We start from the raw sequence: 16,889 nt of genomic DNA, 5'->3' as shown, positions 1-16,889 counted from the left end.
TTTTTGGGGCTTGTGCGAATTCTGTAACCTTTTGTCGCACGCCCGTGAACCGTATTGATTTCAGCGCGTCGCGCTAGAGAGAGCCTGTATGACCGTTAGTTTGAAAACCGCCGAAGACATTGCTGGCATGCGCATCGCCGGCAAACTGGCTGCCGACGTACTGGAAATGATTGCAGAACACGTCAAGCCCGGCGTCACCACCGAAACCCTGAACCAGATCTGCCACGACTATATAGTCAACGTGCAGGGCGCCATCCCCGCGCCGTTGAACTACAAGGGTTTCCCCAAGTCGATCTGCACCTCGGTCAACCACGTGGTCTGCCACGGGATTCCGGGCGACAAGCCGTTGAAGGACGGCGACACCCTGAACATCGACGTCACCGTGATCAAGGACCGCTACTTCGGCGACACCAGCCGCATGTTCCACGTCGGCACCGTGCCGGTCTGGGCCGAGCGCCTGTCCCAGGTCACCCAGGAATGCATGTACAAGGCCATCGAAATCGTCAAGCCAGGCTGCCGCCTGGGCGACATCGGTGAAGTGATCCAGAAGCACGCGGAAAAGAACGGCTTCTCGGTGGTCCGCGAATTCTGCGGCCACGGCATCGGCACTGTGTTCCACGAAGAACCGCAGATCCTGCACTACGGCCGCGCCGGCACCGGCATGGAACTGAAGGCCGGCATGACCTTCACCATCGAACCGATGATCAACCAGGGCAAGGCCGACACCAAGGTACTGGGCGACGGCTGGACCGCCATTACCAAGGACCGCAAGCTCTCGGCCCAGTGGGAACACACCCTGCTGGTCACGGAAACCGGCTACGAGATCTTCACCCTGCGCGCCGACGATACGATCCCACGCGTTTCGGCTGCCGTTTAGGTATAAGCAGGGTTGCTCAGGTTTTCCCACAGCGTGTTGTGACTGACTGAATAGATAGAAAGGAAAGCCGATCGATGCCCCAGGTGGATCCCGAACTCTTCGACCGTGGCCAGTTCCAGGCCGAACTGGCCCTGAAGGCAAGCCCCATTGCCGCTTTCAAGAAGGCGATCCGCCAGGCCCGCGAGGTGCTCGATGAGCGCTTTCGCAACGGTCGCGATATTCGCCGGCTGATCGAAGATCGCGCCTGGTTCGTCGACAACATCCTGCAAAAGGCCTGGGAGCAGTTCAACTGGAGCGAGGACGCCGACATCGCCCTGGTGGCCGTCGGCGGCTATGGTCGTGGGGAGCTGCACCCCTACTCCGACATCGACCTGCTGATCCTGCTGGACAGCGCCGACCATGAGATCTTTCGCGATTCCATCGAGCGCTTTCTGACGCTGCTGTGGGACATCGGCCTGGAAGTCGGCCAGAGCGTGCGCTCCGTCGACGAATGCGCCGAAGAGGCCCGCGCCGACCTCACCGTCATCACCAACCTGATGGAAAGCCGCACCATCGCCGGCCCCGAGCGCTTGCGCCAACGCATGCTCGAAGTCACCAGCACTGCGCACATGTGGCCGAGCAAGGATTTTTTCCTCGCCAAGCGCGCCGAACAGAAAGCCCGCCACCACAAGTACAACGACACCGAATACAACCTGGAACCCAACGTCAAAGGCTCGCCCGGCGGGCTGCGGGACATCCAGACGATTCTGTGGGTGGCCCGTCGCCAGTACGGCACCCTGAACCTGCGCGCCCTGGCTGGCGAAGGCTTCCTGGTAGAGAGCGAAAACGCCCTGCTGGCCTCGTCCCAGGAATTCCTGTGGAAAGTGCGCTACGCCCTGCACATGCTCGCCGGGCGCTCCGAAGACCGCCTGTTGTTCGACCATCAACGCTCCATCGCCACCCTGCTGGGCTTTGAGGGCGAGGACGCGAAGACCAGCATCGAAAGCTTCATGCAGCAGTACTACCGGGTGGTCATGAGCATTGCCCAGCTCAGCGACCTGATCATCCAGCACTTCGAAGAGGTGATCCTGGCTCCCGAAGACGAAGCGCCGCCGCAGCCGATCAATGCGCGCTTCCAGCTGCACGATGGCTATATCGAGGCCCGCAACGACAACGTGTTCCGGCGCACGCCGTTCGCCATGCTGGAAATCTTCGTGCTGATGGCCCAGCAGCCGGAAATCAAAGGCGTGCGCGCCGACACCATCCGCCTGCTGCGGGAGAACCGTCACCTGATCGACGATGAGTTCCGCAACGACATCCGCAACACCAGCCTGTTTATCGAGCTGTTCAAGTGCAAGATCGGCATCCACCGCAACCTGCGCCGGATGAACCGTTACGGCATCCTCGGGCGCTACCTGCCGGAGTTCGGTTTTATCGTCGGGCAGATGCAGCACGACCTGTTCCACATCTACACCGTGGACGCCCACACCCTGAACCTGATCAAGCACCTGCGTAAGTTGCAGTACACCCAGGTATCAGAGAAATTCCCGCTGGCCAGTAAGCTGATGGCCAAGCTGCCCAAGCCCGAACTGATCTACCTGGCCGGCCTGTACCATGACATCGGCAAAGGTCGGCATGGCGATCACTCGGAAGTCGGCGCCGTCGACGCCGAGGCGTTCTGCCAGCGCCACCAGTTGCCGCTGTGGGACAGCCGCCTGATCGTCTGGCTGGTACAAAACCACCTGGTGATGTCGACCACCGCCCAGCGCAAGGACTTGTCCGACCCGCAGGTGATCCACGATTTCGCTGGCATCGTCGGCGACGAAACCCGCCTCGACTACCTGTACGTGCTGACCGTCTCCGACATCAACGCCACCAACCCGACCCTGTGGAACTCCTGGCGCGCCAGCCTGTTGCGCCAGCTCTACACCGAGACCAAGCGTGCCTTGCGCCGCGGCCTGGAAAACCCGGTCGACCGCGAAGAACAGATCCGTCGCACCCAAAGCGCGGCGCTGGACATCCTGGTACGTGGTGGCAATGACCCGGACGACGTCGAGCAACTGTGGTCGCAACTGGGCGACGATTACTTCCTGCGCCACACCGCCGGCGACGTGGCCTGGCACAGTGACGCGATCCTGCAGCAGCCGGCCGATGGCGGCCCGCTGGTGTTGATCAAGGAAACCACCCAGCGCGAATTCGAAGGCGGTACGCAGATCTTCATCTACGCGCCGGACCAGCACGACTTCTTTGCCGTGACCGTGGCGGCCATGGACCAGCTCAACCTGAACATCCATGACGCGCGAGTGATCACCTCCAGCAGCCAGTTCACCCTCGACACCTACATCGTGCTCGACACCGAAGGCGAGTCCATCGGCGACAACCCGGCACGGGTGAAAAAAATCCGCGAAGGCCTGACCGAGGCCCTGCGCAACCCGGACGACTACCCGACCATCATCCAGCGCCGGGTGCCGCGCCAGCTCAAACACTTTGCGTTTGCGCCCCAGGTGACCATTTCCAACGACGCCCAGCGCCCGGTCACGGTGCTGGAGCTCAGCGCGCCGGACCGTCCAGGCCTGCTGGCACGCATCGGCGGGATATTCCTGGAGTTCGACCTGTCGCTGCAGAACGCCAAGATTGCGACCCTTGGTGAGCGCGTGGAAGACGTGTTCTTCATCACCGACGCCGACAACCAGCCGCTGTCCGACCCTGAGCTGTGCCTGCGCTTGCAGGAAGCCATCGTCCAGCAACTGAGCGTGCCCCAGGAGCCCGGCGTCGAACTGACGCGCCTGACCATTTGAATTGTTAACTTTGTGAACACGATCCCTGTGGGAGCTGGCTTGCCTGCGATGCGGGCGCCGCGGTGCAACAGATGACTGGCGGCGATGCGATCGCAGGCAAGCCAGCCCCCACAGGTTCGGTGCTCACCGTGATAGAGGCTTACATGAACAACGCCCTGAACCAGTTGCAACCCTACCCGTTCGAGAAACTGCGCGCCCTGCTCGGCAGCGTCACGCCGAACCCGGACAAGCGCCCGATTGCGCTGTCCATCGGCGAACCCAAGCACAAGTCCCCGGAATTCGTGGCCAAGGCCCTGGCCGACAACCTCGATCAGATGGCCGTCTACCCAACCACCCTGGGCATCCCGGCCCTGCGCGAGGCCATCGGCGCCTGGTGCGAACGCCGCTTCGACGTGCCCAAGGGCTGGCTCGACCCGGCACGCAATATCCTACCGGTCAACGGCACCCGTGAAGCGCTGTTCGCCTTCACCCAGACCGTGGTCAACCGTGGCGACGACGCGCTGGTGGTCAGCCCGAACCCGTTCTACCAGATCTACGAAGGTGCTGCGTTCCTGGCCGGGGCCAAGCCGCATTACCTGCCATGCCTGGATGCCAACGGCTTCAACCCGGACTTCGACGCCGTGACCCCGGACATCTGGAAACGCTGCCAGATCCTGTTCCTGTGCTCCCCCGGCAACCCGACCGGTGCGCTGATCCCGGTCGACACCCTGAAGAAGCTCATCGCCCTGGCCGACGAATACGACTTCGTGATCGCCGCCGACGAGTGCTACAGCGAGCTGTACTTCGACGAACAGACCCCGCCGCCGGGCCTGCTGAGCGCCTGCGTCGAACTCGGCCGCCAGGACTTCAAGCGTTGCGTGGTGTTCCACAGCCTGTCCAAGCGCTCCAACCTGCCGGGCCTGCGCTCGGGTTTCGTGGCCGGTGACGCCGACATCCTCAAGGCCTTCCTGCTGTACCGCACCTACCACGGTTGCGCGATGCCAGTGCAAACCCAACTGGCCAGCATTGCCGCCTGGCAGGACGAGGCCCACGTCTTGGCCAACCGTGACCTGTACCGCGAGAAGTTCGACGCGGTGCTGGCCATCCTCAAGCCAGTACTGGACGTACAAAGCCCGGACGGTGGTTTCTACCTGTGGCCGAATGTAAAGGGCGACGATGCCGCGTTCTGCCGTGACCTGTTCGTGGAAGAACACGTGACCGTGGTGCCAGGTTCTTACCTATCGCGGGAAGTGGACGGTTTCAACCCTGGCGCCGGGCGTGTGCGCCTAGCGCTGGTTGCACCGTTGGCGGAGTGTGTGGAAGCGGCGGAGCGGATTCGCGATTTCATTCAGCGTCGCAAGTAACCCTGTAATACCCGCACTGTGCAACGCAGTGCGGGGCATCCAGGCGCACGTCGAGACGGAGCACTTTGCTCACTGCACATGGAACCAGACTTCAGGACTTACCACCCAACGGACGGACTCATAAACTGAATGGATGCTCTTGCCGGCCGACGACGGTCCTGGAACATTAATGATCAATAATCTCTCGCGCTACTCTTACAACATCCCCGCACTCCCATCCCCCCAAACAGCCGCCCCCGTGCTGATCAGGCACGAACGTGGCATTGCCTCGACCCAACACTTATGGCCCCAAGGCTCAACGCTTAATATTTCATTGTTCGACATGCCGGATAAAGCAAAAGAATACATAAAGAAAAATATTAATCTTTGGCAGCCTTATACAAACTTGAAGTTCAACTTTATCAACACCAATGACGGTGACATTCGAATATCGGGCAAAAATGACGGTACAGGCAATTGGTCGGTCATTGGCACAGAGGCAAAACAAATGCCTCTGCACGAACCCACCCTGCACATCGACCTGGTGCAGACTGCCGATATGCTCAACCACTCAATACGGCACGAATTCGGGCACGCATTGGGGCTGTTGCATGAACACCAACATCCGGATAACGACATACAGTGGAACAAGGAAAAACTGTACTCGGAATCCGAAAGTCTTGGTCATACAAAAGAGGTCACCGACGAGAATTTTCTAAACCCTCCCGATTCGAGCACCACTCTCACATCAGCCTACGACTCAAAGTCAGTGATGCACTACAAAGTTCCGCCGCACGTAACAACCAATGGCGTCGGCGTGGATTTCAATGAGGATATATCGGAAGGCGATAAGCAATTTATCGCGCTCCTATACCCACCCGCTTCCGTCGACAAACCAGTGATCCATTTATTGGCCGATTGATATTCAGCCAGGTGAGGACACCACGCCTGCACGCTGCCAGTAAGGTGCGAGGTATAGGATACTGACGGGTCATTTCAGCGAGCCCAGGTTCGCCTCGCTCATATCCAACTCGGCCAACACCTCCCGCAACACGTCATCACCAATCTGGTGATGACGGCTCAAGCTGTACAACTCCAGGCGCTGCGCCCGCAGGGCCTTGAGGCGTAACTTGCGCTCAAGCAGGTCCATCTGGCGAGCCAGCGCCTGGGCTTCGGCGGAGTCGTTGAACACGTCCAACTGATGGCGATACTCCGACATCAGGCGTGCCTTCAACTCAGCAGCAAGCGCGGCCTGGGCGGCGTCCTGGTTGTCGCTTTCCACAGGCTCTTCGGCTTCCAGGGCATGGATCGCGGCCACGGCGGTTTTCTTCCAGGCCTCGCGAACCTCGTTGTGGCGCTTCTCATCGGGGCTCTTTTCGACGCCGCGCAACAACAGCGGCAAGGCGATGCAGGCGGCGACCAGCGACAGCAGGATCACGCCAGCGGCGATAAAGATCAGCAAGTCGCGCTCAGGGAAGGCCTGGCCCGGCGCCAGCAGCAACGGCACCGACATCACACCCGCCAGGGTCACCGCCCCCCGCACACCGCCGACCGTCAGAAGCCAGCATGAGCGCGCGGTCGGCACCAGGGTCAGCTCACTTTTCCCACGCAGCCTGCGCAACAAACCCGACAGCCGCCAGATGCTCTGCACCCAGATAAATCGCAGCACCAGCAACACCAGGAAGATCGCGATCACGTCCAGGCAGCGATACAACAACGTCGGCCACAGCGTCGGCTCATGACTGACCACCGCCTTGATGATGTCCGGCAGTTGCAAGCCCAGCAGCAGGAAGATCAAGCCGTTGAAAGCAAACTCCAACAGCGACCAGACGCTGCGATTGAGCAAGCGCGTACTGGTCTGGCGCGGCAACAGGTCGAGCCAGCTTTGCATCATGCCCGCTGCCACCGCCGAGAGAATCCCCGATGCCCCCAAACGCTCAGCCAGCACATACGCGGCGAAGGGCAGCAGCAACATGAACACCACGTGAGTCGCCGGGTCGTCCCAACCCCGCGCGATCATCCACGCACGCAAGCGACCGACCAGCCAGCTCAACGCCACGCCAACGGCCAAGCCGCCGGCGGCCACCAACACAAACGTGAGGCCGGCATCCGCCAGGGAAAACACTCCGGTCAACGCCGCAGCCAGGGCGAACTTGAACGTCACCAGGCCCGAAGCATCATTCATCAAGGCCTCCCCCTGAAGCATATGCATCAACGGCGTGGGCAAACGATTCTGGGAAATGGCCGACACTGCCACGGCATCCGTCGGCGACAGCACTGCCGCCAGGGCGAAGGCCACAGGCAGTGGGATCGTAGGCAAAAGCCAATGAATGAAGTAACCGGCGCCGACCACGGTAAACAGCACCAGCCCCACCGCCAACGTCAGGATCGGCCCGCGCAGCCGCCACAACTCACGCTTGGGCATGCGCCAGCCATCGGAAAACAACAGCGGCGGCAGGAACAGAAACAGGAACAACTCCGGGTCAAGCGCCACATGCAACCCCAGCGTCGGCCAGGCCAGCAAGGCGCCTGCGCCGATCTGCACCAAGGGCAACGGCAAAGGAATGACACGCCCGACCAGACGCGAAACGCTGACCAGCATCAGCATGATTAGAACGGTATAGGCGGTTTGCATAACGCGGGGTTCCCGGACAATCGACTTGCTATGAAACACATAAGGCAATGCCGCGCCTTTGAAGTGCCATATTAGCCAGCTATGTTACCTGCCTCGGCTGCCGCCCGGCATTTGCACATAAGTCGCACGCTGGCATGACGAGCGGCACCACAGGCCGCCGGTCGTGGCATAATCCGTGACCTTGCGTTTTCATTGGTCCAAAGGGGGGCAATTCCTTGACCGTTTCAAGCAAAACCTTGCACCTTTTCGGCATCAAAGCCTGCGACACCATGAAAAAGGCGCGCACCTGGCTCGATGAGCACGGGGTGAGCTACGAGTTCCACGACTACAAAACGGCCGGTATCGACCGCGAACACTTGACCCAATGGTGCAATGAGCACGGTTGGCAGGTGGTTTTGAACCGTGCGGGCACCACCTTTCGCAAACTCGAAGACGAACGCAAAGCCGATCTCGATCAGTCGAAAGCCATTGAATTGATGCTCGCACAACCCTCGATGATCAAGCGCCCGGTGCTCGATCTCGGTGACAGAACCCTGATTGGCTTCAAGCCAGATAGCTATTCGGCGGCCCTCAAGTAGGCCAGCCCTTTCCATTTTTGTAGAGGTAACAGCATGTCCAATTCCCTGTTCAGCCTGGGCTTCGGCGTCGGCACTCAGAACCGCCAAGGTGCTTGGCTGGAAGTGTTTTACGCACAACCGCTGCTCAACCCGTCGGCAGAGATCGTCGCCGCCATCGCGCCGATCCTCGGCTACACCGAAGGCAACCAGGCGATCACCTTCACCATCAGCCAGGCGCTGCAACTGGCCGATGCACTCAAGAACGTCGACGCCACCCAGGCTGCACTGCTCAATCGCCTGGCTGAAAGCCACACCCCGCTGGTCGCCACCCTGCTGGCCGAAGACGCCGCGCTGACCTCCACGCCTGAGGCCTACCTCAAGCTGCACCTGCTGTCCCATCGCCTGGTCAAGCCCCACGGCCTGAGCCTGGCCGGTGTGTTCCCGCAGCTGCCGAACGTGGCGTGGACCAGCCAGGGCGCGATCGATCTCGGCGAACTGCCAGAGCGCCAGCTGGAAGCCCGCCTGCGTGGCGAGCTGCTGGAAGTGTTCTCGGTGGACAAGTTCCCGAAAATGACCGACTACGTGGTCCCGACCGGCGTGCGTATCGCTGACGCCGCGCGGATCCGCCTCGGCGCCTACGTGGGCGAAGGCACCACCGTGATGCACGAAGGCTTCGTTAACTTCAACGCCGGCACCGAAGGCCCGGGCATGATCGAAGGCCGTGTGTCGGCTGGCGTGTTCGTCGGCAAGGGTTCCGACCTGGGCGGCGGTTGCTCCACCATGGGTACCCTGTCGGGCGGCGGCAACATCGTGATCAAGGTGGGCGAAGGCTGCCTGATCGGCGCGAACGCCGGTATCGGTATCCCGTTGGGCGACCGCAACACCGTGGAATCGGGCCTGTACGTCACCGCCGGGACCAAGGTCGCGCTGCTGGACGAGCAGAACCAACTGGTCAAGGTGGTCAAGGCACGTGATCTGGCCGGCCAGCCGGACCTGCTGTTCCGCCGCAACTCCGAGACCGGTGCCGTGGAGTGCAAAACCCACAAATCGGCCATCGAACTGAACGAAGCGCTGCACGCTCACAACTAAGCAGCCACTCGATGCCACTAGCGGGCCCCGACCCTGGGGCTCGCTTATACGAGTCTTGAACACCATGCTAGTGCCCTCTCCCTGGCGCGCCGATTTCCCGGCCATCGCCACCCTGCAACGGCAAGACCAGACCTACCTGGACAACGCCGCAACCACGCAAAAACCCCAGGCCTTGCTGGACGCCATCAGCCATTACTACGCCAATGGCGCAGCCAATGTGCACCGCGCCCAGCACCTGCCGGGGGCCCATGCGACCCAGGCATTCGAAGACAGCCGCAGCAAGGTCGCGCAGTGGCTGAACGCAGGCGACAGCGGGCAGATCGTCTTCACCCACGGCGCAACCTCTGCGCTGAACCTCTTGGCCTATGGCCTGGAGCATCTATTCAATGCGGGCGATGAGATTGTCATCAGCGCCCTGGAACACCACGCCAACCTGTTGCCCTGGCAGCAACTGGCCAAACGCCGCGCGCTGACGCTGGTGGTATTGCCACTGGGCGATGACGGCGTGATCGACCTCGCCGCCGCCAGTGAGTTGATCGGCCCGCGCACGCGCCTGCTGGCGGTGAGCCAGCTGTCCAACGTACTCGGCGCCTGGCAGCCGTTGGACGCCTTGCTCGCACTGGCCAAGGCCCATGGCGCCCTGAGCGTGGTGGACGGCGCCCAGGGCATCGTCCACGGCCGCCACGACGTGCAGGCCCTGGCTTGCGATTTCTACGTTTTCTCCAGCCACAAACTCTACGGCCCGGATGGCGTCGGCGTGTTGTTTGGCCGCAATGAAGCGCTGCATCACCTGCGCCACTGGCAGTTCGGCGGCGAGATGGTGCAACAGGCCGATTACCACAGCGCCAGCTTCCGTCCGGCGCCCCTGGGGTTTGAAGCCGGTACGCCGCCGATTGCAGGCGTGATCGGCCTGGGCGCCAGCCTGGATTACCTGAGTTCACTGGACGCCGACGCCGTGATCGCCCATGAAGCGGCCCTGCACGACTACCTGTTGCGCGGGCTCAAAGCACGCAACGGCGTACAGGTATTGGGATCGCCCCAGGTGGCCCTGGTCAGCTTCGTGGTCGAAGGCGTGCACAACGCTGATCTCGCCCACCTGCTGACTGAACAAGGTATTGCCGTGCGCGCCGGGCACCATTGCGCGATGCCGTTGCTCAAGGCGATGCATTTGTCGGGGGCAATCCGTGTATCGCTGGCGCTGTATAACGATTCCGACGATCTGGAGCGCTTTTTTGAAGCACTGGATCAGGCGCTGGATATGCTGCGATGAGCCTGCCGGTGGAGGCAGTCGCTGCACTGGAGGCCTTCCAGGCGGTAGGCAGTTGGGAACAGCGCGCGCGCATGCTGATGCAATGGGGCGAGCGTTTGCCGGCCCTGGCCGCGGAAGATAAAGTCGACGCCAACCTGGTGCAGGGCTGTGAAAGCCTGGTGTGGTTGGTGGGGCGCTTGCAAGACGGGCATTGGCAGTTTGCTGCCGCCAGTGATGCACGGATGATTCGGGGACTGGTGGCGTTGCTGCTGGCGCGGGTGAATGGGTTGTCGGCCGTTGAACTGCAAGCCGTCGATCTGCACGACTGGTTCAATCAATTAGGACTTTCCCGCCAATTATCATCGTCGCGCAGCAATGGCTTGAATGCAGTGCTGCAGCGCATGCGAGAACTAAGCCGTACACAAGGCTAACTGTGGGAGCGGGCTTGCTCGCGAAAGCAGTGTGCCAGTCGATACATCATTGCCTGAACCAGCGCATTCGCGAGCAAGCCCGCTCCCACATTTTGAATTGTGCAAGGTTCTGGAACCTAGGCGGGTTTAACACGCTCTGAAGGCCTGCGCACCCCGGCCACAATCTTGTCCACGGCCTTGGTCGCCGCCACCATGCCGAACGTGGCCGTCACCATCATCACCGCCCCAAACCCACCGGCACAGTCCAGCTTCACCCCATCGCCGACAAAACTCTTCTGCAAACAGATGCTGCCATCCGGCTTGGGATAGCGCAGCTGCTCGGTGGAGAACACGCACGGCACGCTGTAATGGCGCGTCACGGTGCGCGAGAAACCGTAGTCCCGACGCAAGGTCGAGCGCACTTTCGACGCCAGCGGGTCGTTGAACGTGCGGTTCAGGTCACACACCTGGATCAGCGTCGGGTCGATCTGCCCGCCGGCGCCGCCAGTGGTGATGATCTGGATCTTGCGGCGCTTGCACCAGGCGATCAGCGCCGCCTTGGCATTCACGGCATCGATGCAGTCGATCACGCAGTCGATGTTCGGCGTGATGTATTCGGCCATGGTGTCGCGGGTGACGAAGTCCGCCACCGCATGCACCACGCAATCCGGATTAATGCCGCGCAAGCGATCGGCCATCACCTCGACTTTGGGTTTGCCTACGGTGCTGTCCAGCGCATGCAACTGGCGGTTGCTGTTGCTGACGCACACGTCATCCAGGTCAAACAGCGAAATCTCGCCCACACCGCAACGGGCCATGGCTTCCGCCGCCCAGGAGCCCACGCCGCCGACGCCGACGATCGCCACATGGGCCGCTTTCAAGCGTTCCAGGCCTTCAATGCCATACAAGCGGGCGACGCCTGCAAACCGTGGATCTTCTGTACTCATGACCATTACCCCAAAAACCGGCGCGCATTATGGACTACAGAGCGACAAGTTCGAAGCGACAAGCTACAAGTAAAGAACTTAGATGGCCTTTCGCTGACTAACGTCCGGCTTTTCTCTGTCTGCTATACGCTCAGGGAAAGGCCGGTGTAGGATGCGCGCCGTTCGGCGCAGGCCGACACCTCTTTTCGTTCCACACCCTTTGGAACCCGACATAACCATGGCATCGCGTAAATTTGGACTCAATCTGGTGATCGTGCTGGCAATTGCCGCGCTGTTCACCGGCTTCTGGGCGCTGATCAACCGCCCGGTCACCGCTCCCAACTGGCCTGAACAGATCTCCGGTTTTTCCTACTCGCCGTTCCAGCAAGGCCAGTACCCACAGAAAAACCAGTTCCCAAGCGACGACGAGATGCGTCGTGACCTTGAGATCATGAGCAAGCTGACGGACAACATCCGTACCTACTCGGTGGACGGCACCCTGGGTGACATCCCCAAACTGGCCGAAGAGTTCGGCCTGCGGGTGACCCTGGGGATCTGGATCAGCCCCGACCTTGAACGCAACGAACGGGAAATCCAGCGCGCCATCGAAATCGCCAACAGCTCGCGCAGCGTGGTGCGGGTCGTGGTGGGTAACGAAGCCGTGTTCCGCAAGGACATCACTCCAGAAGCGCTGATCGTGCTGCTGGATCGGGTGCGCGCCGCCGTCAAAGTGCCGGTCACCACATCCGAGCAATGGGACATCTGGGAAAAGAACCCGCAACTGGCCAAGCACGTCGACCTGATCGCCGCGCACATCCTGCCGTTCTGGGAATACATTCCGATGGACAAGGCCGGCCAGTACGTACTCGACCGTGCCAAGGATCTGAAGAAGCTGTTCCCGAAAAAGCCGCTGCTGCTGTCGGAAGTTGGCTGGCCGAGTAACGGGCGCATGCGCGGTGGCAACGAAACGTCGCCGGCCGACCAGGCGATTTACCTGCGTACGCTGGTGAATAAGCTGAACCGCCAGGGCTACAACTACTTCGTGATCGAGGCCTTCGATCAGCCGTGGAAAGTCAGCGACGAAGGCTCGGCCGGTGCTTACTGGGGCGTATTCAACGGCGCGCGCCAGCAGAAATTCAACTTTGAAGGCCCGGTCGTCGCGATCCCGCAGTGGCGCGTACTCGCCATCGGTTCGGTGGTGCTCGCGCTGCTGTCCCTGACCCTGCTGATGATCGACGGCTCGGCGCTGCGCCAGCGGGGTCGGACCTTCCTGACCTTTATCGCGTTCCTGTGCGGTTCGGTGCTGGTGTGGATCGGTTACGACTACAGCCAGCAATACAGCACCTGGTTCAGTGTCACCGTTGGCATTCTCCTGGCCCTTGGCGCGCTGGGCGTGTTTATCGTGTTGCTGACCGAGGCCCACGAACTGGCGGAAGCGGTGTGGACCCACAAGCGCCGGCGTGAATTCCTGCCGGTTGAAGGGGATTCGGACTACCGCCCGAAAGTGTCGATCCACGTGCCCTGCTACAACGAGCCGCCGGAGATGGTCAAACAGACCCTCGACGCCCTGGCCGCCCTCGATTACCCGGACTACGAAGTCCTGATCATCGACAACAACACCAAGGACCCGGCCGTCTGGGAGCCGGTGCGCGACTACTGCGAAACCCTCGGCCCGCGCTTCAAGTTCTTCCACGTCGCGCCCCTGGCCGGTTTCAAGGGTGGCGCGTTGAACTACTTGATCCCGCACACCGCCAAGGATGCCGAAGTGATCGCGGTGATCGACTCCGATTACTGCGTATCGCCGAACTGGCTCAAGCACATGGTGCCGCACTTCGCCGACCCGAAAATCGCGGTGGTGCAGTCGCCGCAGGATTACCGCGACCAGAACGAAAGCACCTTCAAGAAGCTCTGCTACGCGGAATACAAGGGCTTCTTCCATATCGGCATGGTCACCCGCAACGACCGTGACGCGATCATCCAGCACGGCACCATGACCATGACCCGTCGCTCGGTGCTCGAAGAACTCGGCTGGGCCGACTGGTGCATTTGTGAAGATGCCGAACTCGGCCTACGGGTGTTCGAGAAAGGCCTGTCGGCAGCGTATTACCACGACAGCTACGGCAAGGGCTTGATGCCGGATACCTTTATCGACTTCAAGAAACAGCGTTTCCGCTGGGCCTATGGTGCAATCCAGATCATCAAGCGCCACACCGCAAGCCTCTTGCGTGGCAAGGGCACCGAGCTGACCCGTGGCCAGCGTTACCACTTCCTCGCGGGCTGGTTGCCGTGGGTGGCGGACGGCATGAACATCTTCTTCACCGTCGGCGCGCTGTTGTGGTCGGCGGCGATGATCATCGTGCCGACGCGGGTCGACCCGCCGCTGCTGATTTTCGCGATTCCGCCGTTGGCGCTGTTCGTGTTCAAGGTGGGCAAGATCATCTTCCTGTACCGCCGTGCCGTAGGCGTGAACCTCAAGGACGCGTTCTGCGCAGCATTGGCCGGCCTGGCGTTGTCCCACACCATCGCCAAGGCGGTGCTGTATGGCTTCTTCACCAGCAGTATTCCGTTCTTTCGTACACCGAAAAACGCGGATAACCACGGCTTCTGGGTAGCGATTTCCGAAGCCCGCGAAGAAATGTTCATCATGCTGCTGTTGTGGGGTGCCGCACTGGGGATCTATCTGGTGCAAGGCCTGCCGAGCAATGACATGCGCTTCTGGGTGGTGATGCTGCTGGTACAGTCGCTGCCGTACGTGGCGGCGCTGATCATGGCGTTCCTGTCGTCGTTGCCGAAACCTTCGGCAGCCGTGGAGCCCGCGCCAGCTGCGTAAAAACTTGCGCAATGCACTAAACGGCGGCCTCTGGCCGCCGTTTTGCTATAAGATAACGGCCATTTTATGAGTCTTGGCCCTGCCTTTGCTCTGTGTGGGAGCTGGCTTGCCTGCGATGCAGACGCCGCGGTCTGGCTGGCACACCGCGGCGATACTATCGCTGGCAAGCCAGCTCCCACATTGGCTCTGCGTCGCCCCGAGCTCTGTATTCCACATTCGTCCTGCGCCCACAACACGCTTCCCGGAGTTTTCCCATGACGGCCCATGCCGACCTTTCGCCGACCCTTCAACTTGCCATCGACCTGATCCGTCGCCCCTCTGTGACGCCGATCGACGCCGATTGCCAGAAGCTGATGATGCAGCGCCTGGGCGACGCCGGTTTTGCGCTTGAGCCGATGCGTATTGAAGACGTGGACAACTTCTGGGCCACCCATGGCAAGCACGATGGCCCGGTGCTGTGCTTTGCCGGTCACACCGACGTGGTGCCGACCGGCCCGGTGCAGGCCTGGCAGAACGACCCGTTCGACGCGCTGATCGATGACAACGGCATGCTCTGCGGCCGTGGCGCAGCGGACATGAAAGGCAGCCTGGCCGCGATGCTCGTCGCGTCCGAGCGTTTTGTCGCCGACTACCCGGACCACAAGGGCTCGGTCGCCTTCCTGATCACCAGCGATGAAGAAGGCCCGGCGCACCACGGCACCAAGGCCGTGATCGAACGCCTGGCCGCACGCAAGGAACGCCTGGACTGGTGCATCGTCGGCGAACCGTCGAGCACAACGCTGGTGGGTGACGTGGTCAAGAACGGCCGTCGCGGCTCCCTCGGCGCCACCCTGACCGTGCGCGGCGTACAAGGCCACGTGGCCTACCCACACCTGGCGAAGAACCCGATCCACCTGGCCGCTCCGGCCCTGGCTGAACTGGCCGCCGAGCATTGGGACGACGGCAACACCTTCTTCCCGCCGACCAGCTTCCAGATTTCCAACCTGAATTCCGGCACCGGCGCGACCAACGTGATCCCGGGCGACCTGACGGCGGTGTTCAACTTCCGCTTCTCCACCGAATCCACCGTCGAAGGTCTGCAGCAGCGGGTCGCGCAGATTCTCGACAAGCATGGCCTGGACTGGCACGTGGAGTGGGCGCTGTCGGGCCTGCCGTTCCTCACCGAGCCGGGCGCGCTGCTGGATGCGGTATCCGCGAGCATCAAGGCGATCACCGGGCGTGCGACCCAGGCGTCCACCAGCGGTGGCACCTCCGATGGGCGTTTCATCGCCACCCTCGGTACCCAGGTGGTCGAACTGGGCCCGGTCAACGCGACGATCCACCAGGTCAACGAGCGCATTCTGGCCAGCGACCTCGACGTGCTGACCGAAATCTACTACCAGACCCTGATCAAGTTGCTCGCCTGATGCTGGCCTGCCCCATTTGCAGTGCGCCGCTCAACGCGGTCGACAATGGCGTCGCATGCCCCGCCGGGCACCGTTTCGACCGCGCACGCCAGGGTTACCTGAACCTGTTGCCGGTGCAGCACAAAAACAGCCGCGACCCGGGCGATAACCTCGCCATGGTCGAGGCGCGCCGCGACTTCCTCAACGCCGGCCATTACGCGCCGGTCGCCAGGCGCCTGGCCGAACTGGCCGCTGAGCGCGCCCCGGCGCGCTGGGTGGACATCGGCTGCGGCGAGGGTTACTACACCGCGCAAATCGCCGACGCCCTGCCCCGCGCCGACGGCTATGCGCTGGACATATCCAAGGAAGCGGTCAAGCGTGCGTGCAAACGCAACCCGGCGCTGACCTGGTTGATCGCCAGCATGGCCCGCGTGCCCTTGGCGTCAGGCAGTTGCCAATTCCTCGCCAGCGTATTCAGCCCGCTGGACTGGGAAGAGGCCAAGCGCCTGCTGAGCCCCGGCGGCGGTTTGATGAAAGTCGGCCCGACCAGCGGTCACCTGATGGAACTGCGCGAGCGCCTTTACGACGAGGTGCGTGAGTACACCGACGACAAACACCTGGCCCTGGTGCCGGAAGGCATGAGCCTGGCGCACAGCGAAACCCTCGAGTTCACGCTGAGCCTGGCGCAACCCCAGGACCGCGCCAACCTGCTGGCCATGACACCCCATGGCTGGCGCGCCAGTGCCGAACGCCGCAGCGACGTGATCGAGGCCGCCGAGCCGCTGATCGTCACCGTGTCGATGCGCTACGACTATTTCGTGCTTCAATAACC

At 61.8% G+C, this 16,889-nt stretch carries 13 protein-coding genes; 11 read left to right on the top strand and 2 right to left on the bottom strand.

The features are described from left to right. Nucleotides 1-88 precede the first annotated feature (88 nt). From map to PSH81_RS06365, 4 genes are all read left to right on the top strand, one after another. Nucleotides 89-877: a type I methionyl aminopeptidase gene (gene map, locus PSH81_RS06380; RefSeq protein ID WP_135287993.1), complete on the top strand. Its 789-nt coding sequence runs from the start codon at nucleotides 89-91 to the stop codon at nucleotides 875-877. Nucleotides 878-951: 74 nt separating this feature from the next. Further along, complete coding sequence (locus PSH81_RS06375) at nucleotides 952-3,654, top strand: [protein-PII] uridylyltransferase (protein WP_192299354.1); 2,703 nt, start codon at nucleotides 952-954, stop codon at nucleotides 3,652-3,654. A gap of 143 nt (nucleotides 3,655-3,797) precedes the next feature. Next, entirely contained in the window at nucleotides 3,798-4,997 is a 1,200-nt protein-coding gene (gene dapC / locus PSH81_RS06370) for a succinyldiaminopimelate transaminase (protein ID WP_226455877.1), read from the top strand. A 169-nt stretch (nucleotides 4,998-5,166) separates the two neighbouring features. Further along, nucleotides 5,167-5,898 carry a M12 family metallopeptidase gene (locus PSH81_RS06365; protein WP_305392185.1) on the top strand — a complete coding sequence of 244 codons (732 nt, stop codon included), beginning with the start codon at nucleotides 5,167-5,169 and terminating at the stop codon, nucleotides 5,896-5,898. Nucleotides 5,899-5,967: 69 nt separating this feature from the next. Here the strand turns inward: PSH81_RS06365 and PSH81_RS06360 are convergent, their stop codons facing one another. Then, nucleotides 5,968-7,611, bottom strand: coding sequence for a Na+/H+ antiporter (locus PSH81_RS06360; RefSeq protein ID WP_305392184.1), 1,644 nt, complete (start codon nucleotides 7,609-7,611; stop codon nucleotides 5,968-5,970). Nucleotides 7,612-7,880: 269 nt separating this feature from the next. Here PSH81_RS06360 and PSH81_RS06355 point away from each other — a divergent pair, with 269 nt between their 5' ends. The 4 genes from PSH81_RS06355 (at nucleotide 7,881) to PSH81_RS06340 (ending at nucleotide 10,937) form a co-directional block, all read left to right on the top strand. Continuing rightward, the gene (locus tag PSH81_RS06355; protein WP_229999207.1) at nucleotides 7,881-8,189 is read left to right on the top strand and encodes an arsenate reductase; all 309 of its coding nucleotides are present in this window, start codon (nucleotides 7,881-7,883) and stop codon (nucleotides 8,187-8,189) included. Between the two features lie 33 nt (nucleotides 8,190-8,222). Next, nucleotides 8,223-9,257 (top strand): 2,3,4,5-tetrahydropyridine-2,6-dicarboxylate N-succinyltransferase, encoded by a 1,035-nt coding sequence (dapD, locus tag PSH81_RS06350; RefSeq protein ID WP_192299357.1) that lies wholly within the window; start codon nucleotides 8,223-8,225, stop codon nucleotides 9,255-9,257. Between the two features lie 64 nt (nucleotides 9,258-9,321). Next, a complete protein-coding gene (locus PSH81_RS06345; protein ID WP_305392183.1) occupies nucleotides 9,322-10,527 on the top strand; it encodes an aminotransferase class V-fold PLP-dependent enzyme in 1,206 nt (401 codons plus the stop codon). Beyond that, the gene (locus PSH81_RS06340) at nucleotides 10,524-10,937 is read left to right on the top strand and encodes a SufE family protein (protein WP_305392182.1); all 414 of its coding nucleotides are present in this window, start codon (nucleotides 10,524-10,526) and stop codon (nucleotides 10,935-10,937) included. Before PSH81_RS06345 ends, PSH81_RS06340 begins: the two co-directional genes overlap by 4 nt. Before the next feature lie 116 nt (nucleotides 10,938-11,053). Here PSH81_RS06340 and tcdA read toward each other — a convergent pair whose 3' ends face one another. Then, nucleotides 11,054-11,863, bottom strand: coding sequence for a tRNA cyclic N6-threonylcarbamoyladenosine(37) synthase TcdA (gene tcdA / locus PSH81_RS06335; RefSeq protein ID WP_370694889.1), 810 nt, complete (start codon nucleotides 11,861-11,863; stop codon nucleotides 11,054-11,056). A gap of 217 nt (nucleotides 11,864-12,080) precedes the next feature. Between tcdA and PSH81_RS06330 the strand changes: the two genes are divergently transcribed. The 3 genes from PSH81_RS06330 (at nucleotide 12,081) to PSH81_RS06320 (ending at nucleotide 16,887) form a co-directional block, all read left to right on the top strand. Next, complete coding sequence (locus tag PSH81_RS06330; protein ID WP_192299361.1) at nucleotides 12,081-14,672, top strand: glycosyltransferase; 2,592 nt, start codon at nucleotides 12,081-12,083, stop codon at nucleotides 14,670-14,672. A 254-nt stretch (nucleotides 14,673-14,926) separates the two neighbouring features. Continuing rightward, nucleotides 14,927-16,078, top strand: a complete 1,152-nt coding sequence (gene dapE, locus PSH81_RS06325; protein WP_305392181.1) for a succinyl-diaminopimelate desuccinylase — start codon at nucleotides 14,927-14,929, stop codon at nucleotides 16,076-16,078. After that, a complete protein-coding gene (locus PSH81_RS06320; RefSeq protein WP_226455883.1) occupies nucleotides 16,078-16,887 on the top strand; it encodes a putative RNA methyltransferase in 810 nt (269 codons plus the stop codon). Before dapE ends, PSH81_RS06320 begins: the two co-directional genes overlap by 1 nt. Nucleotides 16,888-16,889: the final 2 nt, after the last annotated feature.

This window comes from Pseudomonas sp. FP2335 (genome assembly GCF_030687535.1).
GTDB lineage: Bacteria > Pseudomonadota > Gammaproteobacteria > Pseudomonadales > Pseudomonadaceae > Aquipseudomonas.
The sequence above is the reverse complement of the archived record's forward strand: the minus strand, read 5'-3'. Positions and strand labels throughout refer to the sequence as shown.

Bases quoted from the DNA above. Each gene is read 5' to 3' on its own strand.
- map (WP_135287993.1), top strand. From the start codon at position 89: ATGACCGTTAGTTTGAAAACCGCCGAAGACATTGCTGGCATGCGCATC.
- PSH81_RS06375 (WP_192299354.1), top strand. From the start codon at position 952: ATGCCCCAGGTGGATCCCGAACTCTTCGACCGTGGCCAGTTCCAGGCC.
- dapC (WP_226455877.1), top strand. From the start codon at position 3,798: ATGAACAACGCCCTGAACCAGTTGCAACCCTACCCGTTCGAGAAACTG.
- PSH81_RS06365 (WP_305392185.1), top strand. From the start codon at position 5,167: ATGATCAATAATCTCTCGCGCTACTCTTACAACATCCCCGCACTCCCA.
- PSH81_RS06360 (WP_305392184.1), bottom strand. From the start codon at position 7,611: ATGCAAACCGCCTATACCGTTCTAATCATGCTGATGCTGGTCAGCGTT.
- PSH81_RS06355 (WP_229999207.1), top strand. From the start codon at position 7,881: ATGAAAAAGGCGCGCACCTGGCTCGATGAGCACGGGGTGAGCTACGAG.
- dapD (WP_192299357.1), top strand. From the start codon at position 8,223: ATGTCCAATTCCCTGTTCAGCCTGGGCTTCGGCGTCGGCACTCAGAAC.
- PSH81_RS06345 (WP_305392183.1), top strand. From the start codon at position 9,322: ATGCTAGTGCCCTCTCCCTGGCGCGCCGATTTCCCGGCCATCGCCACC.
- PSH81_RS06340 (WP_305392182.1), top strand. From the start codon at position 10,524: ATGAGCCTGCCGGTGGAGGCAGTCGCTGCACTGGAGGCCTTCCAGGCG.
- tcdA (WP_370694889.1), bottom strand. From the start codon at position 11,863: ATGAGTACAGAAGATCCACGGTTTGCAGGCGTCGCCCGCTTGTATGGC.
- PSH81_RS06330 (WP_192299361.1), top strand. From the start codon at position 12,081: ATGGCATCGCGTAAATTTGGACTCAATCTGGTGATCGTGCTGGCAATT.
- dapE (WP_305392181.1), top strand. From the start codon at position 14,927: ATGACGGCCCATGCCGACCTTTCGCCGACCCTTCAACTTGCCATCGAC.
- PSH81_RS06320 (WP_226455883.1), top strand. From the start codon at position 16,078: ATGCTGGCCTGCCCCATTTGCAGTGCGCCGCTCAACGCGGTCGACAAT.